Annotated in this window: 16 protein-coding genes and 1 tRNA gene; 11 read left to right on the top strand and 6 right to left on the bottom strand. The window is 43.5% G+C overall.

The annotated features are described in order from the left end of the window. Positions 1-44: 44 nt before the first annotated feature. From PN457_RS00370 to ftsH3, 3 genes are all read left to right on the top strand, one after another. Positions 45-1,040, top strand: coding sequence for a J domain-containing protein (locus PN457_RS00370; protein WP_271730560.1), 996 nt, complete (start codon positions 45-47; stop codon positions 1,038-1,040). 39 nt (positions 1,041-1,079) lie between these two features. Continuing rightward, a complete protein-coding gene (locus PN457_RS00365; RefSeq protein WP_271730592.1) occupies positions 1,080-1,853 on the top strand; it encodes an aminotransferase class IV in 774 nt (257 codons plus the stop codon). Positions 1,854-1,970: 117 nt separating this feature from the next. After that, positions 1,971-3,809, top strand: a complete 1,839-nt coding sequence (ftsH3, locus tag PN457_RS00360; RefSeq protein WP_271730558.1) for an ATP-dependent zinc metalloprotease FtsH3 — start codon at positions 1,971-1,973, stop codon at positions 3,807-3,809. A gap of 108 nt (positions 3,810-3,917) precedes the next feature. Here ftsH3 and bioB read toward each other — a convergent pair whose 3' ends face one another. The 4 genes from bioB to PN457_RS00340 all read right to left on the bottom strand — a co-directional run bounded on the left by bioB (position 3,918) and on the right by PN457_RS00340 (position 8,870). Beyond that, positions 3,918-4,928, bottom strand: a complete 1,011-nt coding sequence (gene bioB / locus PN457_RS00355) for a biotin synthase BioB (RefSeq protein ID WP_271730556.1) — start codon at positions 4,926-4,928, stop codon at positions 3,918-3,920. Positions 4,929-5,122: 194 nt separating this feature from the next. Next, a complete protein-coding gene (locus tag PN457_RS00350; RefSeq protein WP_271730553.1) occupies positions 5,123-8,014 on the bottom strand; it encodes a glycerol-3-phosphate acyltransferase in 2,892 nt (963 codons plus the stop codon). Positions 8,015-8,109: 95 nt separating this feature from the next. Next, a complete protein-coding gene (locus PN457_RS00345; RefSeq protein ID WP_271730551.1) occupies positions 8,110-8,250 on the bottom strand; it encodes a hypothetical protein in 141 nt (46 codons plus the stop codon). A gap of 320 nt (positions 8,251-8,570) precedes the next feature. Beyond that, positions 8,571-8,870: a 30S ribosomal protein PSRP-3 gene (locus tag PN457_RS00340; RefSeq protein ID WP_200988431.1), complete on the bottom strand. Its 300-nt coding sequence runs from the start codon at positions 8,868-8,870 to the stop codon at positions 8,571-8,573. A gap of 139 nt (positions 8,871-9,009) precedes the next feature. Here PN457_RS00340 and PN457_RS00335 point away from each other — a divergent pair, with 139 nt between their 5' ends. Both PN457_RS00335 and PN457_RS00330 read left to right on the top strand, forming a co-directional pair. Beyond that, positions 9,010-9,813, top strand: coding sequence for a TIGR01548 family HAD-type hydrolase (locus PN457_RS00335; protein ID WP_271730548.1), 804 nt, complete (start codon positions 9,010-9,012; stop codon positions 9,811-9,813). A gap of 124 nt (positions 9,814-9,937) precedes the next feature. Further along, positions 9,938-11,326: a cytochrome P450 gene (locus PN457_RS00330; RefSeq protein ID WP_271730546.1), complete on the top strand. Its 1,389-nt coding sequence runs from the start codon at positions 9,938-9,940 to the stop codon at positions 11,324-11,326. 136 nt (positions 11,327-11,462) lie between these two features. On the opposite strand, the gene PN457_RS00325 is transcribed toward PN457_RS00330, so the two are convergent. Then, positions 11,463-12,269 (bottom strand): tetratricopeptide repeat protein, encoded by an 807-nt coding sequence (locus PN457_RS00325; RefSeq protein ID WP_271730545.1) that lies wholly within the window; start codon positions 12,267-12,269, stop codon positions 11,463-11,465. Positions 12,270-12,317: 48 nt separating this feature from the next. After that, complete coding sequence (gene ruvB, locus PN457_RS00320; protein ID WP_271730544.1) at positions 12,318-13,415, bottom strand: Holliday junction branch migration DNA helicase RuvB; 1,098 nt, start codon at positions 13,413-13,415, stop codon at positions 12,318-12,320. Between the two features lie 144 nt (positions 13,416-13,559). Between ruvB and hisF the strand changes: the two genes are divergently transcribed. From hisF to PN457_RS00290, 6 genes are all read left to right on the top strand, one after another. Further along, on the top strand, positions 13,560-14,333 hold the full coding sequence (gene hisF, locus PN457_RS00315; RefSeq protein WP_271730543.1) for an imidazole glycerol phosphate synthase subunit HisF: 774 nt from the start codon (positions 13,560-13,562) through the stop codon (positions 14,331-14,333). A 108-nt stretch (positions 14,334-14,441) separates the two neighbouring features. After that, positions 14,442-14,633 carry a hypothetical protein gene (locus PN457_RS00310; protein ID WP_200988426.1) on the top strand — a complete coding sequence of 64 codons (192 nt, stop codon included), beginning with the start codon at positions 14,442-14,444 and terminating at the stop codon, positions 14,631-14,633. 82 nt (positions 14,634-14,715) lie between these two features. After that, a tRNA-Ala gene (locus tag PN457_RS00305) sits at positions 14,716-14,788 on the top strand. 63 nt (positions 14,789-14,851) lie between these two features. Continuing rightward, positions 14,852-15,433 carry a Uma2 family endonuclease gene (locus tag PN457_RS00300; RefSeq protein WP_271730542.1) on the top strand — a complete coding sequence of 194 codons (582 nt, stop codon included), beginning with the start codon at positions 14,852-14,854 and terminating at the stop codon, positions 15,431-15,433. Between the two features lie 115 nt (positions 15,434-15,548). Next, positions 15,549-17,885 (top strand): EcoAI/FtnUII family type I restriction enzme subunit R, encoded by a 2,337-nt coding sequence (hsdR, locus tag PN457_RS00295; RefSeq protein WP_271730540.1) that lies wholly within the window; start codon positions 15,549-15,551, stop codon positions 17,883-17,885. A 73-nt stretch (positions 17,886-17,958) separates the two neighbouring features. After that, positions 17,959-19,413, top strand: a complete 1,455-nt coding sequence (locus PN457_RS00290) for a type I restriction-modification system subunit M (RefSeq protein ID WP_271730538.1) — start codon at positions 17,959-17,961, stop codon at positions 19,411-19,413. Positions 19,414-19,444 lie beyond the last annotated feature (31 nt).

The following is a 19,444-nucleotide window of genomic DNA, read 5'->3' as shown; positions in this document are numbered from 1 at the left end:
TCATCAGTCCCTATTACTACAATTAAAAGTAAAATAACTGAACTATGCAAAATTTGCAGAATTTTCGCGATTACTATGAAATTTTAGGAGTACCTAAGGATGCTTCCGGTGAAGAAATTAAAAAGGTTTATCGCCGGTTAGCAAGACAATATCACCCGGATCTCAATCCGGGAAATAAAGCCGCAGAGGAAAAGTTTAAAGATATCGGTGAGGCTTACGAAGTCCTTTCTGATACAGCCAGGCGATCGCAATACGACCAATTTAGCCGCTACTGGAAACAAAAAGGTTTTACTGCTAGCAAAGCACCCAAATCTAAAAGCTGGTCTGGTTCCTCCAATGGTCGCAGCACCACTGAAGATGTAAATCCCGAACAATTTTCCGATTTTGAGAGTTTTATTAATCAAGTCATTGGTGTAGGGGGTCGTCAAGACACCAGAAATGTTAGTAGTAGTACCAAAAGCGATCCATTTCGTTCTCCTAAAAGTCGGGTTGAGTATACGGTTCCTAAAAGCCCACCGCGCACACCCCGCCGAGATATTGAAGCTAGATTAACTTTACCACTGGAAAAAGCTTATGAAGGTGGCAAAGAACGGATTCGCCTAGAAGATGGGCGATCGCTGGAAGTAAATATGCCCCCAGCTATGGTAACAGGTCAAAGTATCCGGTTACGCAATCAAGGTATTGGTGGTGGTGACCTCTACTTGAAAATAACAGTATTGCCCCATGGGCTATTTAAACTAGAAGGGTTCAATATATTTTGCCAAGTTCCAGTCACTCCCTGTGAAGCGGTTTTAGGAGGACAAGTAGAAGCACCGACTTTAGATGGCCCTGTGAAAATGACTATCCCTCCGGGTGTGAGGAGTGGTCAAAGACTGCGGTTAGCAAATAAAGGCTACCCCGGGGAAAATGGTAAACGTGGCGATCAATTAGTAGAAATTCAAATTGTTACACCTAAAAGTATCACACCTGAAGAACGGGAACTTTATGAAAAACTGCGGGAAATAGAAACTTTTAAACCCCGCGCTGATTTATTAGGATGATCTCAAGTAGTAGGTTTAACCCCCAGGGAGGTTAGTTTTATTTATTGGTACCATGGCAAACTCAGAGAATCTCAAACCCTAGAATTAGATATTCACGACCCGGGGTTACTTTATGGGGCTACGGTATTTACAACAGTGCGGGTTTATGAGCAAAGCCTCGATAGTAGTTTAACTAACTGGGTGGCACATTGCCGTCGCCTACTGTTATCAGTACAAGCTTTTGGTTGGCGAGAACCAAGCTGGAATCTGGTGCGTCAAGGTGCAGAAATTCTGGCGGAAAATTTCCCCATTCTCAGAATTACCCTGTTTGCAGATGGGAGGGAGTGGATAAGCGGGAGGTTATTACCACCAGATTTAATCACCAAGCAAAAACACGGTATTACCACAACTTTGGCAATGTCGAACTTGTATCGCAGTCTTCCTGCTCATAAAACTGGTAACTACCTCAGTGGTTGGTTAGCGAGGACTCACGCCCAACAGTTAAATTCTCAGGAGGCCATTTTCATCGATGGCGCAGGTAATTGGCTTGAAACTACCACAGGTAACCTTTGGGGCTGGCAAAATGGTAGTTGGTGGACACCACCACTCACAGAGGGAATATTACCGGGAATTGTGCGATCGCAATTGCTCAATCATCTGCCCATGGTGCATGAGTCGCCCTGGAATGCCGAATTAGTCAGGGGATTTGAAGCGATCGCCTACACTAATAGTGTGGTAGAAATTATCCCCATACATACGGTTCACCAGCCTATAGGGTCTCTACAATATAATCCTTACCATTTTAGTTTGGAACAAATCAGAGAGCTTTTCTAACATGACAGCCGTCATGTTATGTTATACCTTAAGATAAGTTAACATAATTCTTAATAATGCCCTCTCATATTAGAGAAGCTACGCTAACTCACACAAAATACAGGAGGATAGACCTCAGTGAATAAAAGATGGAGAAATGCGGGGCTTTATGCACTGCTTTTTATAGTTGTCATCGCTTTAGGAACAGCATTCTTTGACAAACAACCTCAAACCAGAGAAACATGGCGATACAGTCAATTTATTCAAGAAGTTGACAAAGGCAGAGTAGATAGAGTCAGTCTGAGTGCAGACCGCTCTACAGCACTTGTTACCTCCAGAGACGGTGACAAAAAGATTGTGAATTTAGTCAATGACCCTGACTTAATCACTAATTTGAGTGACAAGGGCGTTGATATTTCTGTTCTCCCCCAAACTGATGAAGGATTTTGGTTTAAGGCACTGAGCAGTTTATTCTTCCCTGTATTACTTCTGGTTGGCTTATTCTTCTTACTACGCCGCGCTCAAAGTGGTCCTGGTAACCAAGCAATGAACTTTGGTAAATCCAAAGCCAGAGTGCAAATGGAACCCCAAACTCAAGTTACCTTCGGTGATGTCGCCGGTATTGACCAAGCCAAACTGGAATTAAACGAAGTAGTAGACTTTCTCAAAAACGCCGACCGCTTTACCGCAGTAGGGGCAAAAATTCCTAAAGGTGTATTGTTAGTAGGTCCTCCTGGTACAGGTAAAACCCTCTTGGCTCGTGCTGTAGCTGGTGAAGCTGGTGTACCCTTCTTTTCTATCTCCGGTTCTGAGTTTGTAGAAATGTTCGTAGGTGTGGGTGCTTCCCGCGTCCGCGATTTGTTTGAGCAAGCTAAGACCAACGCCCCCTGTATTGTATTTATCGATGAAATTGACGCGGTAGGTCGTCAACGGGGTGCAGGTTTAGGCGGTGGTAACGATGAACGGGAACAAACCCTCAACCAGTTACTCACCGAAATGGATGGTTTTGAAGGCAATACCGGTATTATCATTATTGCCGCTACCAACCGTCCTGATGTCTTAGATGCTGCTCTGTTGCGTCCTGGTCGTTTTGACCGTCAGGTGGTTGTAGACCGTCCCGACTATTCAGGACGTAGCGAAATTCTTAAAGTTCACGCCCGTGGTAAGACCTTAGCCAAGGATGTAGACCTGGATAAAATCGCCCGTCGGACTCCTGGGTTTACCGGTGCGGATTTATCCAACTTGCTCAACGAAGCTGCAATTTTAGCAGCACGGCGCAATTTAACTGAAATTGCTATGGATGAAATCAATGATGCCATTGATCGCGTCTTAGCTGGACCTGAGAAAAAAGATAGGGTAATGAGCGAAAAGCGCAAAACCCTAGTAGCATATCACGAAGCTGGTCACGCTTTAGTGGGTGCTTTAATGCCCGATTATGACCCAGTACAAAAAATCAGCATTATTCCCCGCGGTCGTGCTGGTGGTTTGACTTGGTTTACTCCCAGTGAAGACCGCATGGATACAGGGTTGTACAGCCGTGCTTATCTGGAAAATCAAATGGCGGTAGCTTTAGGCGGTCGTCTGGCTGAAGAATTAATCTTTGGTGATGAAGAAGTTACCACAGGTGCTTCTAACGACTTGCAACAAGTAGCCCGTGTGGCCCGTCAGATGATTACCCGCTTTGGTATGAGCGATCGCCTCGGTCCAGTGGCTTTAGGTCGTCAGCAAGGTAATATGTTCTTAGGCAGAGATATCATGTCAGAGCGTGATTTCTCCGAAGAAACTGCTGCTGCTATTGACGAAGAAGTGCGTAAACTCGTTGATGTAGCCTATACGCGTGCTAAGGAAGTATTGGTTAACAACCGCCACATTCTGGATGAAATCGCCAAAATGCTGGTGGAGAAAGAAACAGTAGATGCTGAGGAATTGCAGGCGATTTTGACAAACAACGATGTCAAAACTGCTGCTTTTGCTTAACTAACTTTGGTTGCAGTTTCAGTAAAACTGGGGTGATTCTGGGTTTTCCAGAATTACCCTATTTTTTGCCGCTCCCATCCTCCCTTGGGGGAGGGGTTGGGGGTGGGTTTATCCCACAACTGCGGGAGTTGTCACTTGTTGGGGTCTTTGCTGGGGGGGACGCATTTCTAACCCCAGCAAATTTAGCATTTGTCTGTCAGCGTCGTAATCTGGACAGGGGGTAGTGACTGTGAGCATTTTATGATCATCGCTGGAAAAAATAGAATTAGCCCCAGCCATAAAACATAAAGCTTGTTCCACTTGAGAAAGTCTCGCCCTACCAGCACTCAGACGCACATCAGAAGTTGCCATAATAATTCTGGCTGTAGCAATCATGCGCACCACTTCCCAAATGGGGACATCTGGCTGATTTTCTAGGGGTGTACCCGGGACTTGGGACAGAATATTAATCGGTACTGACTCGGGATGAGGTTGTAAATTCGCCAGTGTCTGTAACATCCCCACGCGATCCTCGACAGTTTCACCTAAACCCAGGATACCCCCAGAACAAACAGTGACGTTTGTTTGTCTTACATTGTCAATTGTATTGAGGCGATCGCCATAAGTTCTCGTGGTAATAATAGTATTGTAATATTCCTGGGAAGTATCCAAGTTATGATTATAAGCATATAGTCCGGCCGCTTCTAGGCGTTTGGCCTGGTCTGTGTTGAGCATTCCCAGAGTACAGCACACCTCTAGACCCATATCCGTGACTTCTTTTACCATGTCCAGCACTGTTTCAAATTGCGAATTATCCCGCACCTCCCGCCAAGCAGCACCCATACAAACCCGACTCACACCCTGTGCTTTAGCTTGTTGAGCAATGTTAACAACTGTTTCCTTTTCTAGCAGTGCTTGGGGCTTTACCTCAGTTTTATAACGGGAAGACTGGGCGCAGTAACTACAATCTTCGGGACAAGCGCCAGTTTTGATTGATATCAGCTTACAAACCTGTATTTTTCTGGGGTCATGATATTGACGATGCACGCTAGCAGCCTGATAAATCAGCTCTAGGAATGGCTGGTTGTATATCGCCTGAATCTCTGCTTTCTGCCAATTGTAGCGTATTCCCACCGACATCACTATCCTCTTTGAGACTGGATTGATTAAGAGCCATTTTCTAGTTGGTTCTCTGAAAATACAGCGTTGGGATTAAATCATCTCAATCTTAGTGCTGTAGATATTAGACATCAGCTTACCAAGATTTTGCGGTTCTGGCATTAGCTCAGATCACGGAGGACTCAACTGCTGACTGGAAACCAGAACACACTCCTTCAATCTGATCTCAACTTGTTAGACAATTCGATAATTCCTCTTGACCCATCTATGCGTACCCGTTGCCCATCTCTTAGTCTCACTGTAGCATTATAAACATCCATAACGGCGGGAATACCGTATTCACGAGCTACGATAGCACCGTGAGACAGTCTTCCACCCGCTTCTGAAATTAAGCCTCCTGCTCTAACTAACAAAGGTGCCCAGCCTGAGTCTGTATAAGGTACTACCAATATTGTGTGGCTGTCTACTTCTGGTAATTCTTGCAAGTCTCGTACTATCTTAATCCGACCCTCCGCTTGACCGTGGCTAGCGGGGATACCCTGTAATACTTGGTCTGAGTACAGTGGGGAGGGAGGAAGGGGATGGGGTGGTGTATGACCATAAACTAAAAGGGGGATTTGATGAAATTCAGTATCTTGCTGGAATTGCCATCGCCTAAATTCTACTATCTCAGATAAATCTTCCCTCAGTTCAATATCATCACCTGCTACTAAACGCCGGACTTCGTTCAACTCTAGAAAAAAGATATCCCCACTTTGCTGGATTAAGCCGGATTTTAAGCAAGCTTGCTCTAAAGCTAAAAATCGCCACCGCAATTCAGCTAAGAAACGAGAATAAATTTCGGTAACTTGTCCTTTAATATCTACTCGTCGCTGTACTACCCCCCGTTTGCGCTTTGTCAACTTCACCGGTTTGTCTGTCTCTGCTGCATTTTGCCATAACTGTAAAAACAAGTCCTTGATGGGTTGGGGGTTTTCTTTCCAGGTAGGAACAGCAATATTTGTGCCCACATCGCTCAAATAACCGTAATCTTCCAGCAATTGGTTAAATTCATCGAGAATTTTCTCTCCTTCTGGTGTTTGCGCCAATTCTTCAAAGACTTGATCCGGTTTCGAGTCAGGTAATTGCTGTTTCGCCTGTGCCGCTAAAGCAGTCAGCGATCGCAATGCTGCTACCTCCGGAGCTATACTGTGATCAATTTCCCCGTCTTTAACGCGAAAAATCCCCTGTCTTAAAGCCACGCTCAAGGGTACTAAAATGCTGTAATAAGTTGCAGTGCGTAGTAATTCCAGAATATAATCTATTCTCTCCAATAACTGGGCTGCTGTCAGTTCTTCTATTAATTCATGTGCTAATTCTGACAAACTAGGCAGAAACTTTTTACTATAATCCCGCTTAAAGTCTTTTTCTAAGCTCAGTTCTCGGGTGAGTAACCGCATTAACCCTGGTAAATTATCCCAAGTGGACTTTAAGGGCGGTTTGCTCATCTTCGCCCCCCTGGTGAGAAATTCCAGACTTTCTGGTGGTAGACCCATCCGTAAAAAAATCTCTCCTAGCAGGGAAGCATTAAAATAGGCCCGGGAATAGTGGAGAGTAGCAGTGTCTGTAAAATCCAATCCCCAGGAGCGATCGCCCAAAACCACAGTAAAAATATCTCCCCAAACTCCGCAAGTTAAGGGGCGATTAATCGACCAAGTTAACGGATGAATCACACCAGGAATGACCTCGGCGGCTATTTTCCTCGTCCAGATCGGCAATAGAGTAGTAATAGGTCGAGACTGCAAAACCCAGAGATTTTGACCATCATAAGTCCACTCCATATCTTGGGGTAACCCGCGATACTGTTTTTCTAGTTGGCGGACTAAATATGCTACTTGTTTGATTAACGCTTGTGGTACTTCTACTTCCCGCCGAGACATTTCCCCCACCACTTGCACAGAGGAAACATTCTCTGTTTCCACCACAAAGGCGCGATATTGTTCTGGTGTCACCTTACCGGAAACCACTTGAGTGGGACTACCTGGTAAAGCCTCAATTACAATTGCATCCCCCTGTTGGCTAATGGGATCACGACTGAAAGCTACACCAGAATACACACTGGGAATTTGTTGTTGTACCAGCACAGCCATGGCCATATCTGGTAAACCGCGATCGCGACGATATTGTACAGCAGACGGATGATTGTAAGAAGCTTGAACTTGGGCGATCGCATCTCGTAATTGCTCGGTGGTAGTAACATTCAAAATTGTTGTATACTGTCCGGCTGCAGAAGCTTGTTCAGAGTCTTCTCCGATAGCAGAGGAGCGCACCACCAAAGGAGACAGATTAGAAGGCTGAATAATTGCCATCAAATTTTCCGGATCATCAACCGGGGAAATTACCCATCCTTTAGGTACTGGATAGCCCCAGCGATTAATTTCAGATAATGTCGCGGCTTTGTGTCCCACCACATTTGCATCCAACTCGTCATCTAAACAAAAAATCCGGTGATTCCCGCGTAAATATGCAAAAGCTGCTTGTGACTCTGCATCAGTCTCCGGTGCTGGTAAATTCAGGTCATCGGGAATTTTTGTATAAATCCACCCCAATACTCCCGCTAGGGTCACAGCCGCCATTATTTTGGGTATATCCTCAATATTCAGGAGTAACATCAACCAAGGAAACAGGAATAAAACTCCGAATTTTACCCATTGCCTAGATCGCAGAACTATAAAACTGATAATAGCCAATAAACTTGTAAATATTGCCACCAGCGGATCATGTACCAGGATCCCCCAAACAACATTGGTTGTTCCAGCCCCTCTACCCACCCCATATCTCCCTAAGACTAGGCCGATTAGAGCAATTAATTCCCAAGGGGATCCAGGGGGAAAAAACACACGGCACAGCAAAACTGCCCCCATGCCTTTGAGGGCTTCTGAAATAACCGCCAGGATTCCTACCCATGTGCCGCCGTGATAAAAAGCGGCTGAAACACTGATGTTTTTAGTACCAATTTGTGATAATTTTCTACCCTTCAGGGCATAGGTAATCCAAGCAATAATTGGCAAAGACCCCAAGAGGGGACAAGCAATTAAAATAACGAGGACACCCCAAGATTGAATCATTATGGTAGCGAAGACGTTTTAATCTATCTTGGTCGGTGGACACGTGGCTGCGGAATCAACCGTTGTTGCCAGTGTCCATCTTAGTTCCTAATGGCTTAGTTTAGCGCATAGGCGGCTTGTAAAGCCCATATAATTAAGGCGGCAATGGAACCCAACAGTAGCACAGTAGAGATGGTGACTACTCTGGGGGAATCGGCACCCTTGAATTTCATAATTCCTCGGTTTAAATCGGACATAGCTTTGTAATCCTCCTTTGTTACAGTGCTAATTTGTCCGTTTTGATTGTAGTCTTTCTATTTGTCGATCAAGCTAAATTACAGATAATATTTTGTTTAAGCTTTGTATTGTGGCTAGCAAGTGCCTATGGGTGAGAAATCCGTTGCTCATACGCATTCCCAATCGTAAAAACAGCGCCTGGGGCGCTGCTCATTTCAAGATACAGCAAATTTTATGGGCTGAGAAGGGCGGGCTTTCCTACCCACCCCACAAGTCTTTTTGTGATTTATATAGTACTTGTCCGCAGTCAACTTACTGTATCTAAAAACATAAGTAATATTTAGGCGCTACCTGTAAAAGCAACTTCAGGGAATTTCAATTGAGCTTCTGCCATCGGTCGTCTTCTGCCTTCCTCTTGCCAGTAGTTAATCACTTCTGTAGCTTTATTGAGCAATTCGACGCGATCTAAATCACTAATCCAGTGTTTAGCTTCTAATTCCTTTTTTAACTCTTCCCAGGCATCATTGCGAGGCCAGAAAAAGTACTTAGTCAAAGGACTTGTACCTTTGCCTACAACTTGATCCACTGCTAGGGCAACGTTTTCATCTAACCACAGAATTTTCAGAATAAATTGGGTCAATCACACCTCCGGGGAATATCAGGGGATTCTTACAATGTATGTGCTATGCGATCGCTTATTCTAACGCAATACCTCACCTATTGACTAAATAGTGGTCACAAATTGCTCTACCATAACCTCATAAGATAGAAAATCTCCTATGATGGCAAAATCTTCAGTAAAAACTGTTGTTGTTTTCGATATTGACGGCGTAGTCAGGGATGTTGCTAACTCCTACCGTCGGGCTTTAGCGGATACTGTGGAGCATTTCACCAACAGCGCCTATCGTCCCACACCCCAAGACATAGATCAGCTCAAATCTGAAGGACTATGGAATAATGATTGGGAAGCTTCCCAAGAATTTATTTACCGCTACTGTGAATCCCAAGGGAAAACTCGCCAGCAGTTACAACTACATTACAATGCCATAGTTGCCTTTTTCCAATCTCGTTATCGCGGTACAGACCCAGAGAACTGGACAGGGTATATATGTAACGAACCCTTATTATTACAACCGAGTTATTTAGAAAACCTCACCACCGCTGGAATTGCTTGGGGATTTTTTAGTGGTGCTACCCGTGGTTCTGCTACCTATGTTTTACAAAAACGTCTGGGTTTACAGTCACCAGTGTTAATTGCCATGGAAGACGCACCGGGTAAACCAGACCCTACAGGACTGTTTGCCACCGTGGAACTGTTAGGAAATCCAGTTAATAATCTAACAATTATCTATGTGGGAGATACTGTAGCTGATATGTATACCGTCAACAAAGCTAGAGAAATTCATCCTCACCGGAATTGGATTGGTGTAGGAATTTTACCGCCCCACGTTCAAGACACAGCCGCCCATAGTCATGCTTATACTCAAACTTTACTAACAGCAGGTGCAGCGGTAGTTTTAAGTAACGTCGAACAACTAACTGCCCTCAAAATACTAGAATTACAGGAAACCGGGGAAATTTAAAATTGAAAATGTAGAATTAATAGGAATCTCGAATGAGATTCTTGTTTTCAGATTAATCCAGAAATCGGTGCATGAATGACTACCTGATCAAATTTTTGCTCCAATTATTGGGAAAATAATCAAAATGTCTGCACTTCAACTACCTGATGGCCCCCAAACTCACCCTTGGCTACAGACATACCGATGGCTGAGTAGCCCTTTGGAATATCTAGAAGACTGCGCTAAAACCTATGGTGATATTTTCACTCTCCGCATCGGCCCTCTTTTTAAGCCGCAAGTATTCGTAAGCCACCCTCAAGGGATTCAGCAGATTTTTAGTACCGACCCCAAACATTTAGACTCTGGTGCCGCTACTGGCTTTCAAGCGCCTTTATTAGGAAGTCAATCATTACTGGCCTTAGATGGTAAGCCACACCAACGACAACGCAAGCTGTTAGCACCCCCCTTTCATGGGGAACGTATGTTAGCTTATGGTCAGTTAATTCGTGAAATTACTCAGGAAGTGAGTAATAAATGGCAAGTGGGGGAAACAATTTCTATCCTCTCATCCATGCAGTCCATTTCCTTTCAAGTGATTTTAAAGGCTGTATTTGGTTTGGCGCAAGGGGAACGTTACGAACAACTCAAGCAGATGTTAATTACCATCCTCAACCCCAAAAGACCTGCGTTGAGAGCATTGATACTCCTGTTTCCATCACTGCGACGGGATTTAGGTCTGTGGAGTCCTTGGGGCGAGTTTCTAAGTTTACGCCAGCAAATTGATCAACTTATTTATGCGGAAATTCAAGAACGCAAAGCACAGCCTGATTCATCTCGGACTGATATTTTATCTTTGATGATGGCTACTCGTGATGAAGCGGGTGAGGCAATGACGAATTTGGAGTTACGTGATGAGTTGATGACTTTATTAATCGCGGGTCACGAAACTACCGCTACATCACTGACGTGGGCTTTATACTGGATTCACAAACAGCCACATGTGAGGGAAAAATTATTGCAAGAGTTAAAAACTCTCGGAGAACACCCTGAACCCAATGCTATTTTTCGCTTACCTTATTTGAATGCTGTTTGCTCGGAGACTTTACGTATTTACCCAGTAGCTATAAATACTTTGACTAGATTAGTCAAATCACCGCTACAAATTGGAGAATATCAGTTTGCTCCTGGGACTTTATTAATCCCCTGTGTTTATTTAACCCATCATCGGGAAGATTTATACCCTGATTCTTTCACATTTAAGCCAGAGCGTTTTTTAGAAAGGCAGTTTTCACCTTCTGAATATTTACCCTTTGGCGGTGGTAACCGCCGCTGTTTGGGTATGGCTTTTGCCCTGTTTGAAATGAAATTGGTTTTGGCCACAGTGGTGTCTAATTGGCAAATGCAATTAGCGGATAGTCGGCCAGTGCAACCAATACGTAAAGGCTTACTGTTTGGCCCCAAAGGAGGGGTACAGATGGTTATTAAGGGGCGGCGTCAGCAACATCAGCTATTACCTGAGAATAGTTCAGTTTAAAACCGTGGGGGTGTGGTGTGACTCCTCAGTACGGATGAGTATAGTTTGACATAATACCCCCATAGGGTAGCGTGGTGTAAGCCATATGCTATCGCACCACCCCCATGGAGCTAAAATTTCTGTTGTGCGATGGTAATTACTCAAGGTGCAAAAATTTATCTAAAGCTGCTACCATCCTAGGCGGCCAACGGCGGATATTTTGCACCCAGTTCATATCTTTGTAACGATTATCCAGGCCATAGGCTGCTACCCAGTTACTTTCGGCTTCCCCTTTGTTACCATTTACCCAGTAAGCGGCGGTGAGGGCGGCGCGCATATCAGCAAATTTAGGATATTTGCGGACTATGTTTTTCATTTCGTGGATGGCGGCGTCGGTTTGACCGGTTTCATACAGGGCCAGGGCGTAGTTAGCCCGCGCAAATGCAAAGTTAGGGGCTATTTCTACGGATTTTTGATAGTCGGCGATCGCCTCTTGCCATTGTCCTAAACCCGATTTGGCATTACCGCGGTTATTGTATGCCATGGCATCATTAGGGTCAAATTCTAATATATGATTATAATCGGCGATCGCCTCTTGCCATTTGCCCAACCCTTCCAAGGCTGCACCACGGTTTAAATAGGGGTCAGTTGCATCGGGGGCTAATTCTATAGCTTTGTTGTAATCTGTGAGTGCTGCTGCTAATTTATTTTGACTGACCCGGGAGTTTCCCCGGTTACTCCATGCACCTGCATTAGTGGGAAACTGCTCAATAATTTGTGTCCAGTAAATTTCCGCAGTGGCAAAATCACCTTTATTTGTAGCTGCTAAAGCTTTATTAGCTAGTTGATTGCCTTGTTCTAGCTGTTCTTGAGTAATAGTAGCTCCTGGGGATACTGCCATGGCTGGTGTACTCCAGGTGAATACTAGTAATAAACTCAACAAAATACTAATTAATTTTACCATCCAGATTTACCTTAATTTCCAGTTCTCAGTTTCCTTATTTTCCCCCAATTACAGCATAGATAACTGTTCATTAGGGGGCTTGAGTCCCAAATGCTTGTAGGCGGCGGTGGTGGCGGTGCGTCCCCTGGGAGTGCGGCTTAAATAGCCAATTTGCATCAGGTAAGGCTCATAAACTTCTTCAATGGTTTGGGTATCTTCACCGGTAGCGGCGGCAATTGTTTCTAATCCTACTGGGCCGCCGTTGAATTGTTCAATGATCACACTCAACATCCGGCGGTCTGTCCAATCTAAACCGCAGGGGTCTACTTGAAATAGTTCCAGTGCTTCGGCGGCGACGGTTGCTGTAATCTTACCTGATATTCTGACTTGGGCGTAATCACGGACTCGTTTAAGTAATCTATTAGCAATCCGGGGGGTACCTCGGGAACGGCGAGCAATTTCTGTGGCACCATCTGCTGCTATGGCGGTTTTGAGTAACTCGGCGCTGCGGGAAATAATTTGGCTGAGTTCCTCAACTTCATAAAACCGCAGTTTCTGCACTAAGCCAAAGCGATCGCGGAGGGGTGAGGTGAGAGCGCCTACACGGGTTGTGGCTCCCACTAGGGTAAATTTGTTCAGTGGTATACTTCTAATGCGAGCGCCAGAACCTTTACCAACGGTGATATCTAAGCGATAATCTTCCATGGCTGGATAGAGAATTTCTTCTGTCATCCGGGAAAGGCGGTGAATCTCATCAATAAACAGGACATCCCCAGGTTTGAGGTTGACCAGTAAGCCTACAATGTCTCTGGGACGTTCTAGGGCGGGGGCGCTGGTAATTTTGTAGTTTACTCCCATTTCCGATGCTAGAATTACTGCCATTGTTGTTTTTCCCAATCCTGGAGGGCCATATAGCAGTAAGTGATCTACCACCTCACCCCTTGATTTAGCTGCTTTGATGGCAATATCTAGCACGTCCTTTAAGTCTTTCTGTCCAATGTAGTCGGCAAATCGCTGTGGTCTGATACTCTCTTCTGGGTGACTTTGTTCGTCAGTTGTTACCGACGGTTGCAAAATCTTCTGGTCAGATGCACTGCGACGCGGGGTAGGCTGATTTGGTTTCCCGTTGGGTTCTTGAGGCTGTTTTTTCGAGGAGATTATCGCCATAATTCAGCTATCAACCTTGAGTTCAGGACTGTTTGAGGATTAAACCACCATGGCTAGAGCAAAAAAAATTTTTTTTGCTGAGAATTACACAGGTCAATTTAGAATTTAAATTCCAGATGATTAGCCAGGAGTGAAAAATTTATTATGTTGTCTAAAAGAATCTTACCTTGCTTAGATGTGAAGGCGGGACGGGTTGTTAAAGGAGTTAACTTTGTCGATCTCAAAGACGCGGGGGATCCGGTGGAACTGGCTAAAGTTTACAATGAGGCTGGTGCTGATGAGTTAGTGTTTCTCGATATTACCGCTACTCATGAAGATCGGGACACAATTATTGATGTGGTTTACCGCACTGCTGAACAGGTGTTTATTCCTTTGACTGTGGGTGGTGGGATTCAATCCTTAGAAAATGTTAAAGCTTTGTTACGAGCCGGGGCGGATAAGGTTAGTATTAATTCGGCAGCGGTACGTGATCCAGACTTGATTAATCGGGCTAGCGATCGCTTTGGTAATCAGTGCATAGTTGTTGCTATTGATGCCAGGCGCAGAATTGCCCCGGAAAATCCGGGCTGGGATGTCTACGTCCGCGGTGGTAGGGAAAATACTGGTTTAGATGCCTTACTTTGGGCACAGGAAGTGGAAAAACGCGGCGCAGGAGAATTACTAGTAACGAGTATGGATGCTGACGGAACTCAAGCTGGCTATGATTTAGCACTGACGCGGGCGATCGCGGAATCTGTACAAGTTCCTGTGATTGCTTCCGGTGGCGCTGGTAATTGTGAACACATCTACACTGCCTTAACTCAGGGGAAGGCGGAAGCGGCGTTACTCGCATCATTACTACATTACGGCCAATTAAGTGTGGGGGAAATTAAGGAGTATTTACGCGATCGCTCGGTACCAGTCAGGTTGTTATCTTAAGGTTCAAAATTTTAGGGAAATTTAACCAGATTTATCACAAGTTCAATCCAGTTTTCTGAAATAGTGTTAAGATTGGTGTATAAGTATGAATAAATATGAAGAAATGTTATGTTGGTTGTAATTTTATTATTTGACATCGCACTAGTGGCCTGGTCTTTGCACCTAATGGAAAAAGCCGTACAGCATAAGGAGTTTTCCTTAATGCTGGCTGGGGGCTTAGTGGCCATGGCGGCGGCGGCTATGTTAGTTGTTTATTTTCTCATGGGGCATTGTATGACCTATTTGTTACAATTGTCTTAAAAAATCCTGAAGAATTAGAGATTAATCATAAATCCAGCTTGACAAAAGTCAAATCTTCAGGGATTATAATAAAGCATGACTCGGGGCTATAGCGCAGTTGGTAGCGCATCTCAATGGCATTGAGGGGGTCAGCGGTTCGAATCCGCTTAGCTCCATATTTATATTATTTTGTTATATTATTTTGTTAATCGTCTTCTGGCGAAAAAGTAGAGGTAATCATGTCTGTGCAATTGCTAAGACGGAAATTTACAGTTGAGGAATATCACAAAATGGTTGAGTCGGAAATTCTCACAGAGAATGACCGAGTAGAACTGATTCGGGGAGAAATTCTGGAGATGTCGCCCATTGGGACAAAACACGCAGCTTGTGTAAATCGACTAGTGAATTTGTTGGTGCAGTTGTTAGGGAAACAGGTAATAGTTGCTGCTCAAAATCCCGTTGTATTAAATAATAACTCAGAACCTCAGCCAGATGTGGCATTACTCAAACACCGAGATGATTTTTATGAAACCGCACACCCCCAAGCTGAGGATATTTTTTTATTAATTGAGGTGAGTGATTCTACTGTCATGTATGACCGAGAGGAGAAAATCCCCTTATATGCACAAGCAAAGATCATGGAAGTTTGGTTAGTAGATATTAACTCACAAATTGTCGAAGTTTATCAACAACCGACAGATACAGGTTATCAGCTGAGGCGAAAATTCACAGCGGGTCAAAATTTAACAATTCTCGCCCTACCAGATGTAAACATTACCGTTAATCAAATCTTGGTCTCCCCTAGTCTTCCCTTTAATTAGGAGAGGGTGAGCGGTTGTGGTTGAAATAATGGTTGAAATATTGCATCAAGGTGACATACCCAATCTTGTATACTGAGGTTGTGTATTTTTCTGTTCACGTTTCAGCAGGCCTTTTATGTCAGAAGCTATTGATAAGAAATCTTTAAGTGAACGTGATATTTGTACAAAGTACATCACACCAGCTTTAGTGAATCAGGGATGGAATATCAATACTCAGATTCGAGAGGAAGTAACGCTGACAAAGGGGAGGGTGATTGTTAAGGGTAAGCTTGCTATTCGGGGTAAACAAAAACGCGCGGATTATGTGCTGTATTACAAACCCGGTGTACCACTAGCTGTGATTGAGGCTAAGGATAATAATCACAGTGTGAGCGCCGGAATGCAACAGGCGATCGCCACTGGTGAATTAATTGATGTCCCATTCATCTTTAGTGCTAATGGGGACGCTTTTATGATGTGCGATCGCACTATGACCGAGGGACAGCGAGAGCGAGAAATTCCCCTTGACCAGTTCCCCACACCGGAAGACCTTTGGCAAAAATACTGTAATTGGAAGGGGATTGACTGGGAAATTCAGGGGATTATTTCCCAAGATTACTACCCCAGTCCTGAGCAAAAACAACCCCGCTATTATCAACAAATTGCTATTAACCGCACAATTGAGGCGATCGCCAAAGGACAAAACCGGATTTTGTTAGTGATGGCCACGGGTACAGGTAAAACTTTTACAGCTTTTCAAATTATCTGGCGGTTGTGGAAGTCGGGAGCAAAAAAGCGTATTCTGTTTTTAGCAGACCGCAACATTTTAATTGATCAAACTAGAGTCAATGATTTTAAACCCTTTGGCTCAAAAATGACGAAAATTAAGCAGCGACAGGTAGATAAATCCTATGAAATTTATCTCTCCCTATATCAAGCAGTGACGGGAAATGAAGGGGCGAAAAACATTTATCGCCAATTTTCTCCAGATTTTTTTGACCTAATTATAATAGATGAGTGCCACCGGGGAAGCGCCAATGAGGATTCAGCATGGCGAGATATTTTAACCTATTTTAGCAGTGCTACCCAGATTGGCTTGACAGCTACCCCCAGGGAAACAGCGGAAGTTTCTAATATTGATTATTTTGGTGAGCCAGTTTTTACCTATTCCCTGAAACAAGGGATTGAAGATGGCTTTTTAGCTCCTTATAAAGTTATTCGCATTGATTTTGATCTAGACTTGAGTGGATGGAAACCGAAACCAGGACAACGGGATAAATACGGTAAAGAAATTCCCGACCAGATATTTAATCAGCAAGATTTTGATAAAACCCTGGTGTTAGAGAAGCGCACTGAGTTAGTAGCACGGATAATTTCTGATTATCTCAAATCCAGCGATCGCTTTGCCAAAACTATCGTTTTTTGTGAAACCACAGACCACGCGGAACGGATGCGGGTAGCATTGGTGAATGAAAATACTGATTTAGTCGCCAAGAATAGTCGCTACATTATGCGAATTACTGGGGATGATGCTCAAGGTAAGGCAGAATTAGATAATTTTATCAACTCAGAAAGTAAATATCCCACCATTGTTACCACCTCTGAGTTACTCACCACCGGTGTTGATGCTAAAACTTGCAAGTTGATTGTTTTAGATCAGCGCATTCTGTCTATGACTAAATTTAAGCAGATAGTTGGGCGGGGAACTCGCATTGATGAAGACTACGGTAAAATGTTCTTCACCATTATAGATTTTAAGAAAGCAACCCAGTTATTTGCTGACCCTGACTTTGATGGTGAACCTGTACAAATTTATCAACCCAAACCCGATGACCCAATTAATCCCCCTGATCATGGGGATGATGAGGTGATCATAGATGATGGTGAAATTAGCCGCAAGCAGAAGCGAGAAAAGTATGTAGTTGCAGATCAAGAAGTTAACGTTACTCTGATTCGGGAGCAATACTACGGTAAAGACGGTAAGCTAATTACAGAATCAATTAAAGACTATACTCGCAAAACAGTGACTCAGGAGTACGCCTCATTAGATGTTTTCTTAAAAAAATGGCGCTCTAGTGAGCAGAAACAGGCGATTATTCAGGAGTTACAAGAATTGGGTGTACTTTGGGAAGCTTTAGAAAAAGAGATTGGTCAGGATTTTGACCCCTTAGATTTAATTTGTCATGTCGTTTTTGACCAACCACCACTGACACGCAAGGAAAGGGCGAACAATGTCCGCAAGGGTAACTACTTTAGCAGGTATGGGGAACAAGCCAGAACGGTTTTAAATGCTTTGTTAGATAAGTACGCTGATCGGGGAGTTGAAGATATTGAAACTCTGGATGTGTTAAAAGTTAAACCCATCAGTGATTTAGGTACTCCCTTAGAGATCATTAATATTTTTGGCGGTAAGCAGAATTATTTACAAATTTTGCAAGAATTAAAACAGAAAATTTATGACCTTGCTATGTAGTGGGGTTTACCAGTATCCTGGTTAAGACATTGAGCAACCCACCAGGACAAACGGGACAAAGACAAAATTTATTATGCCCATCAGCACTACAATTAAAACTATTCAAGATATTATGCGCAAAGATGCGGGCGTTGATGGTGACGCACAACGCATCAGTCAATTAGTTTGGATGATTTTTCTCAAGGTTTTTGATGCTCGTGAACAAGAATACGAACTCCTAGAGGATAATTATAAATCTCCTATTCCTCAAAGTTTACGCTGGCGTAACTGGGCTGCGGATGCAGAAGGAATTACCGGAGATGCTTTACTAGATTTTGTCGATAATACTTTATTTAAAACTCTCAAAGACCTGAGAACTACCACCACTGATCCCCGTGGGCAAATGATTGGTAAGGTATTTGAAGATGCCTACAATTATATGAAAAATGGTACTCTCATCCGCCAAGTAATTAACAAACTTAATGAAATTGACTTTAATAAAAAAGAGCAGAAAAAACAGTTCAGCGAAATTTATGAAAAGATTCTCCAAGATTTGCAAAGTGCGGGAAATGCAGGAGAATATTATACTCCCCGTGCGGTGACTAAGTTTATTGTCGATAGAATCAAACCACAATTAGGGGAAATTTTCCTTGATCCCGCTTGTGGTACAGGTGGCTTTTTAACAGCAACTATTGATTACATTCGCCAACATTTCCAAAGTGCTGATGTCCCACAAGTTCTGCAAAAGACAATTTGCGGAACCGAGAAAAAGCCCTTACCTTATAATCTGTGTATCACTAATTTCATTTTACATGGTATTGATATACCCGCAGCCGAACACGATAATACTTTGGCGCGACCATTGCGGGATTACAGTCCTCAAGAACGGGTAGATGTCATTATTACTAATCCGCCTTTTGGGGGGATGGAGGAAGATGGAATTGAGGATAATTTCCCCGCTACCTTCCGCACCAAGGAAACAGCAGATTTATTTTTAGTGCTGATTGTTAATTTACTCAAAGAAGGCGGTAGAGGCGCAATAGTTTTACCCGATGGAACCCTGTTTGGGGAAGGTGTGAAAACTCGCATTAAGGAAAAACTGCTGCAAGATTGCAATCTACATACAATTGTGCGGTTACCAAATGGGGTATTTAATCCCTACACAGGTATTAAGACTAATCTGCTATTTTTCACTAAAGGAGAACCCACAGAAACTATCTGGTATTATGAACACCCCTACCCAGTGGGGTATAAGTCATATTCTAAAACTAAGCCGATTCGCTTTGAGGAGTTTGCACCAGAGCAGGAATGGTGGGATAACCGCGAGGAGAATGAATTTGCGTGGAAAGTTACAATTACTGATTTAAAGGCGAATAATTACAACCTAGATATTAAGAATCCCCACCAAGTTGATGTAGCACAGGCTGATTTAGATGAAATGTTAGCAGAGTATCACAAACTCATGGCTGAGTTGGGTGATGTGCGCGGTAAGTTAAAATTTGAGTTGATGTCAGCTTTGAATGATCAAGTTGATCAAACTATAGAATAATAGATAGAAACAAAATATCTTAAAATCTCTG

Origin of the sequence: Anabaenopsis arnoldii (assembly GCF_028331025.1) — a bacterium.
GTDB classification, from domain to species: Bacteria; Cyanobacteriota; Cyanobacteriia; order Cyanobacteriales; family Nostocaceae; genus Anabaenopsis; species Anabaenopsis arnoldii.
Note: the sequence above shows the minus strand (reverse complement) of the source record. Positions and strands in the feature narration are given on the sequence as shown.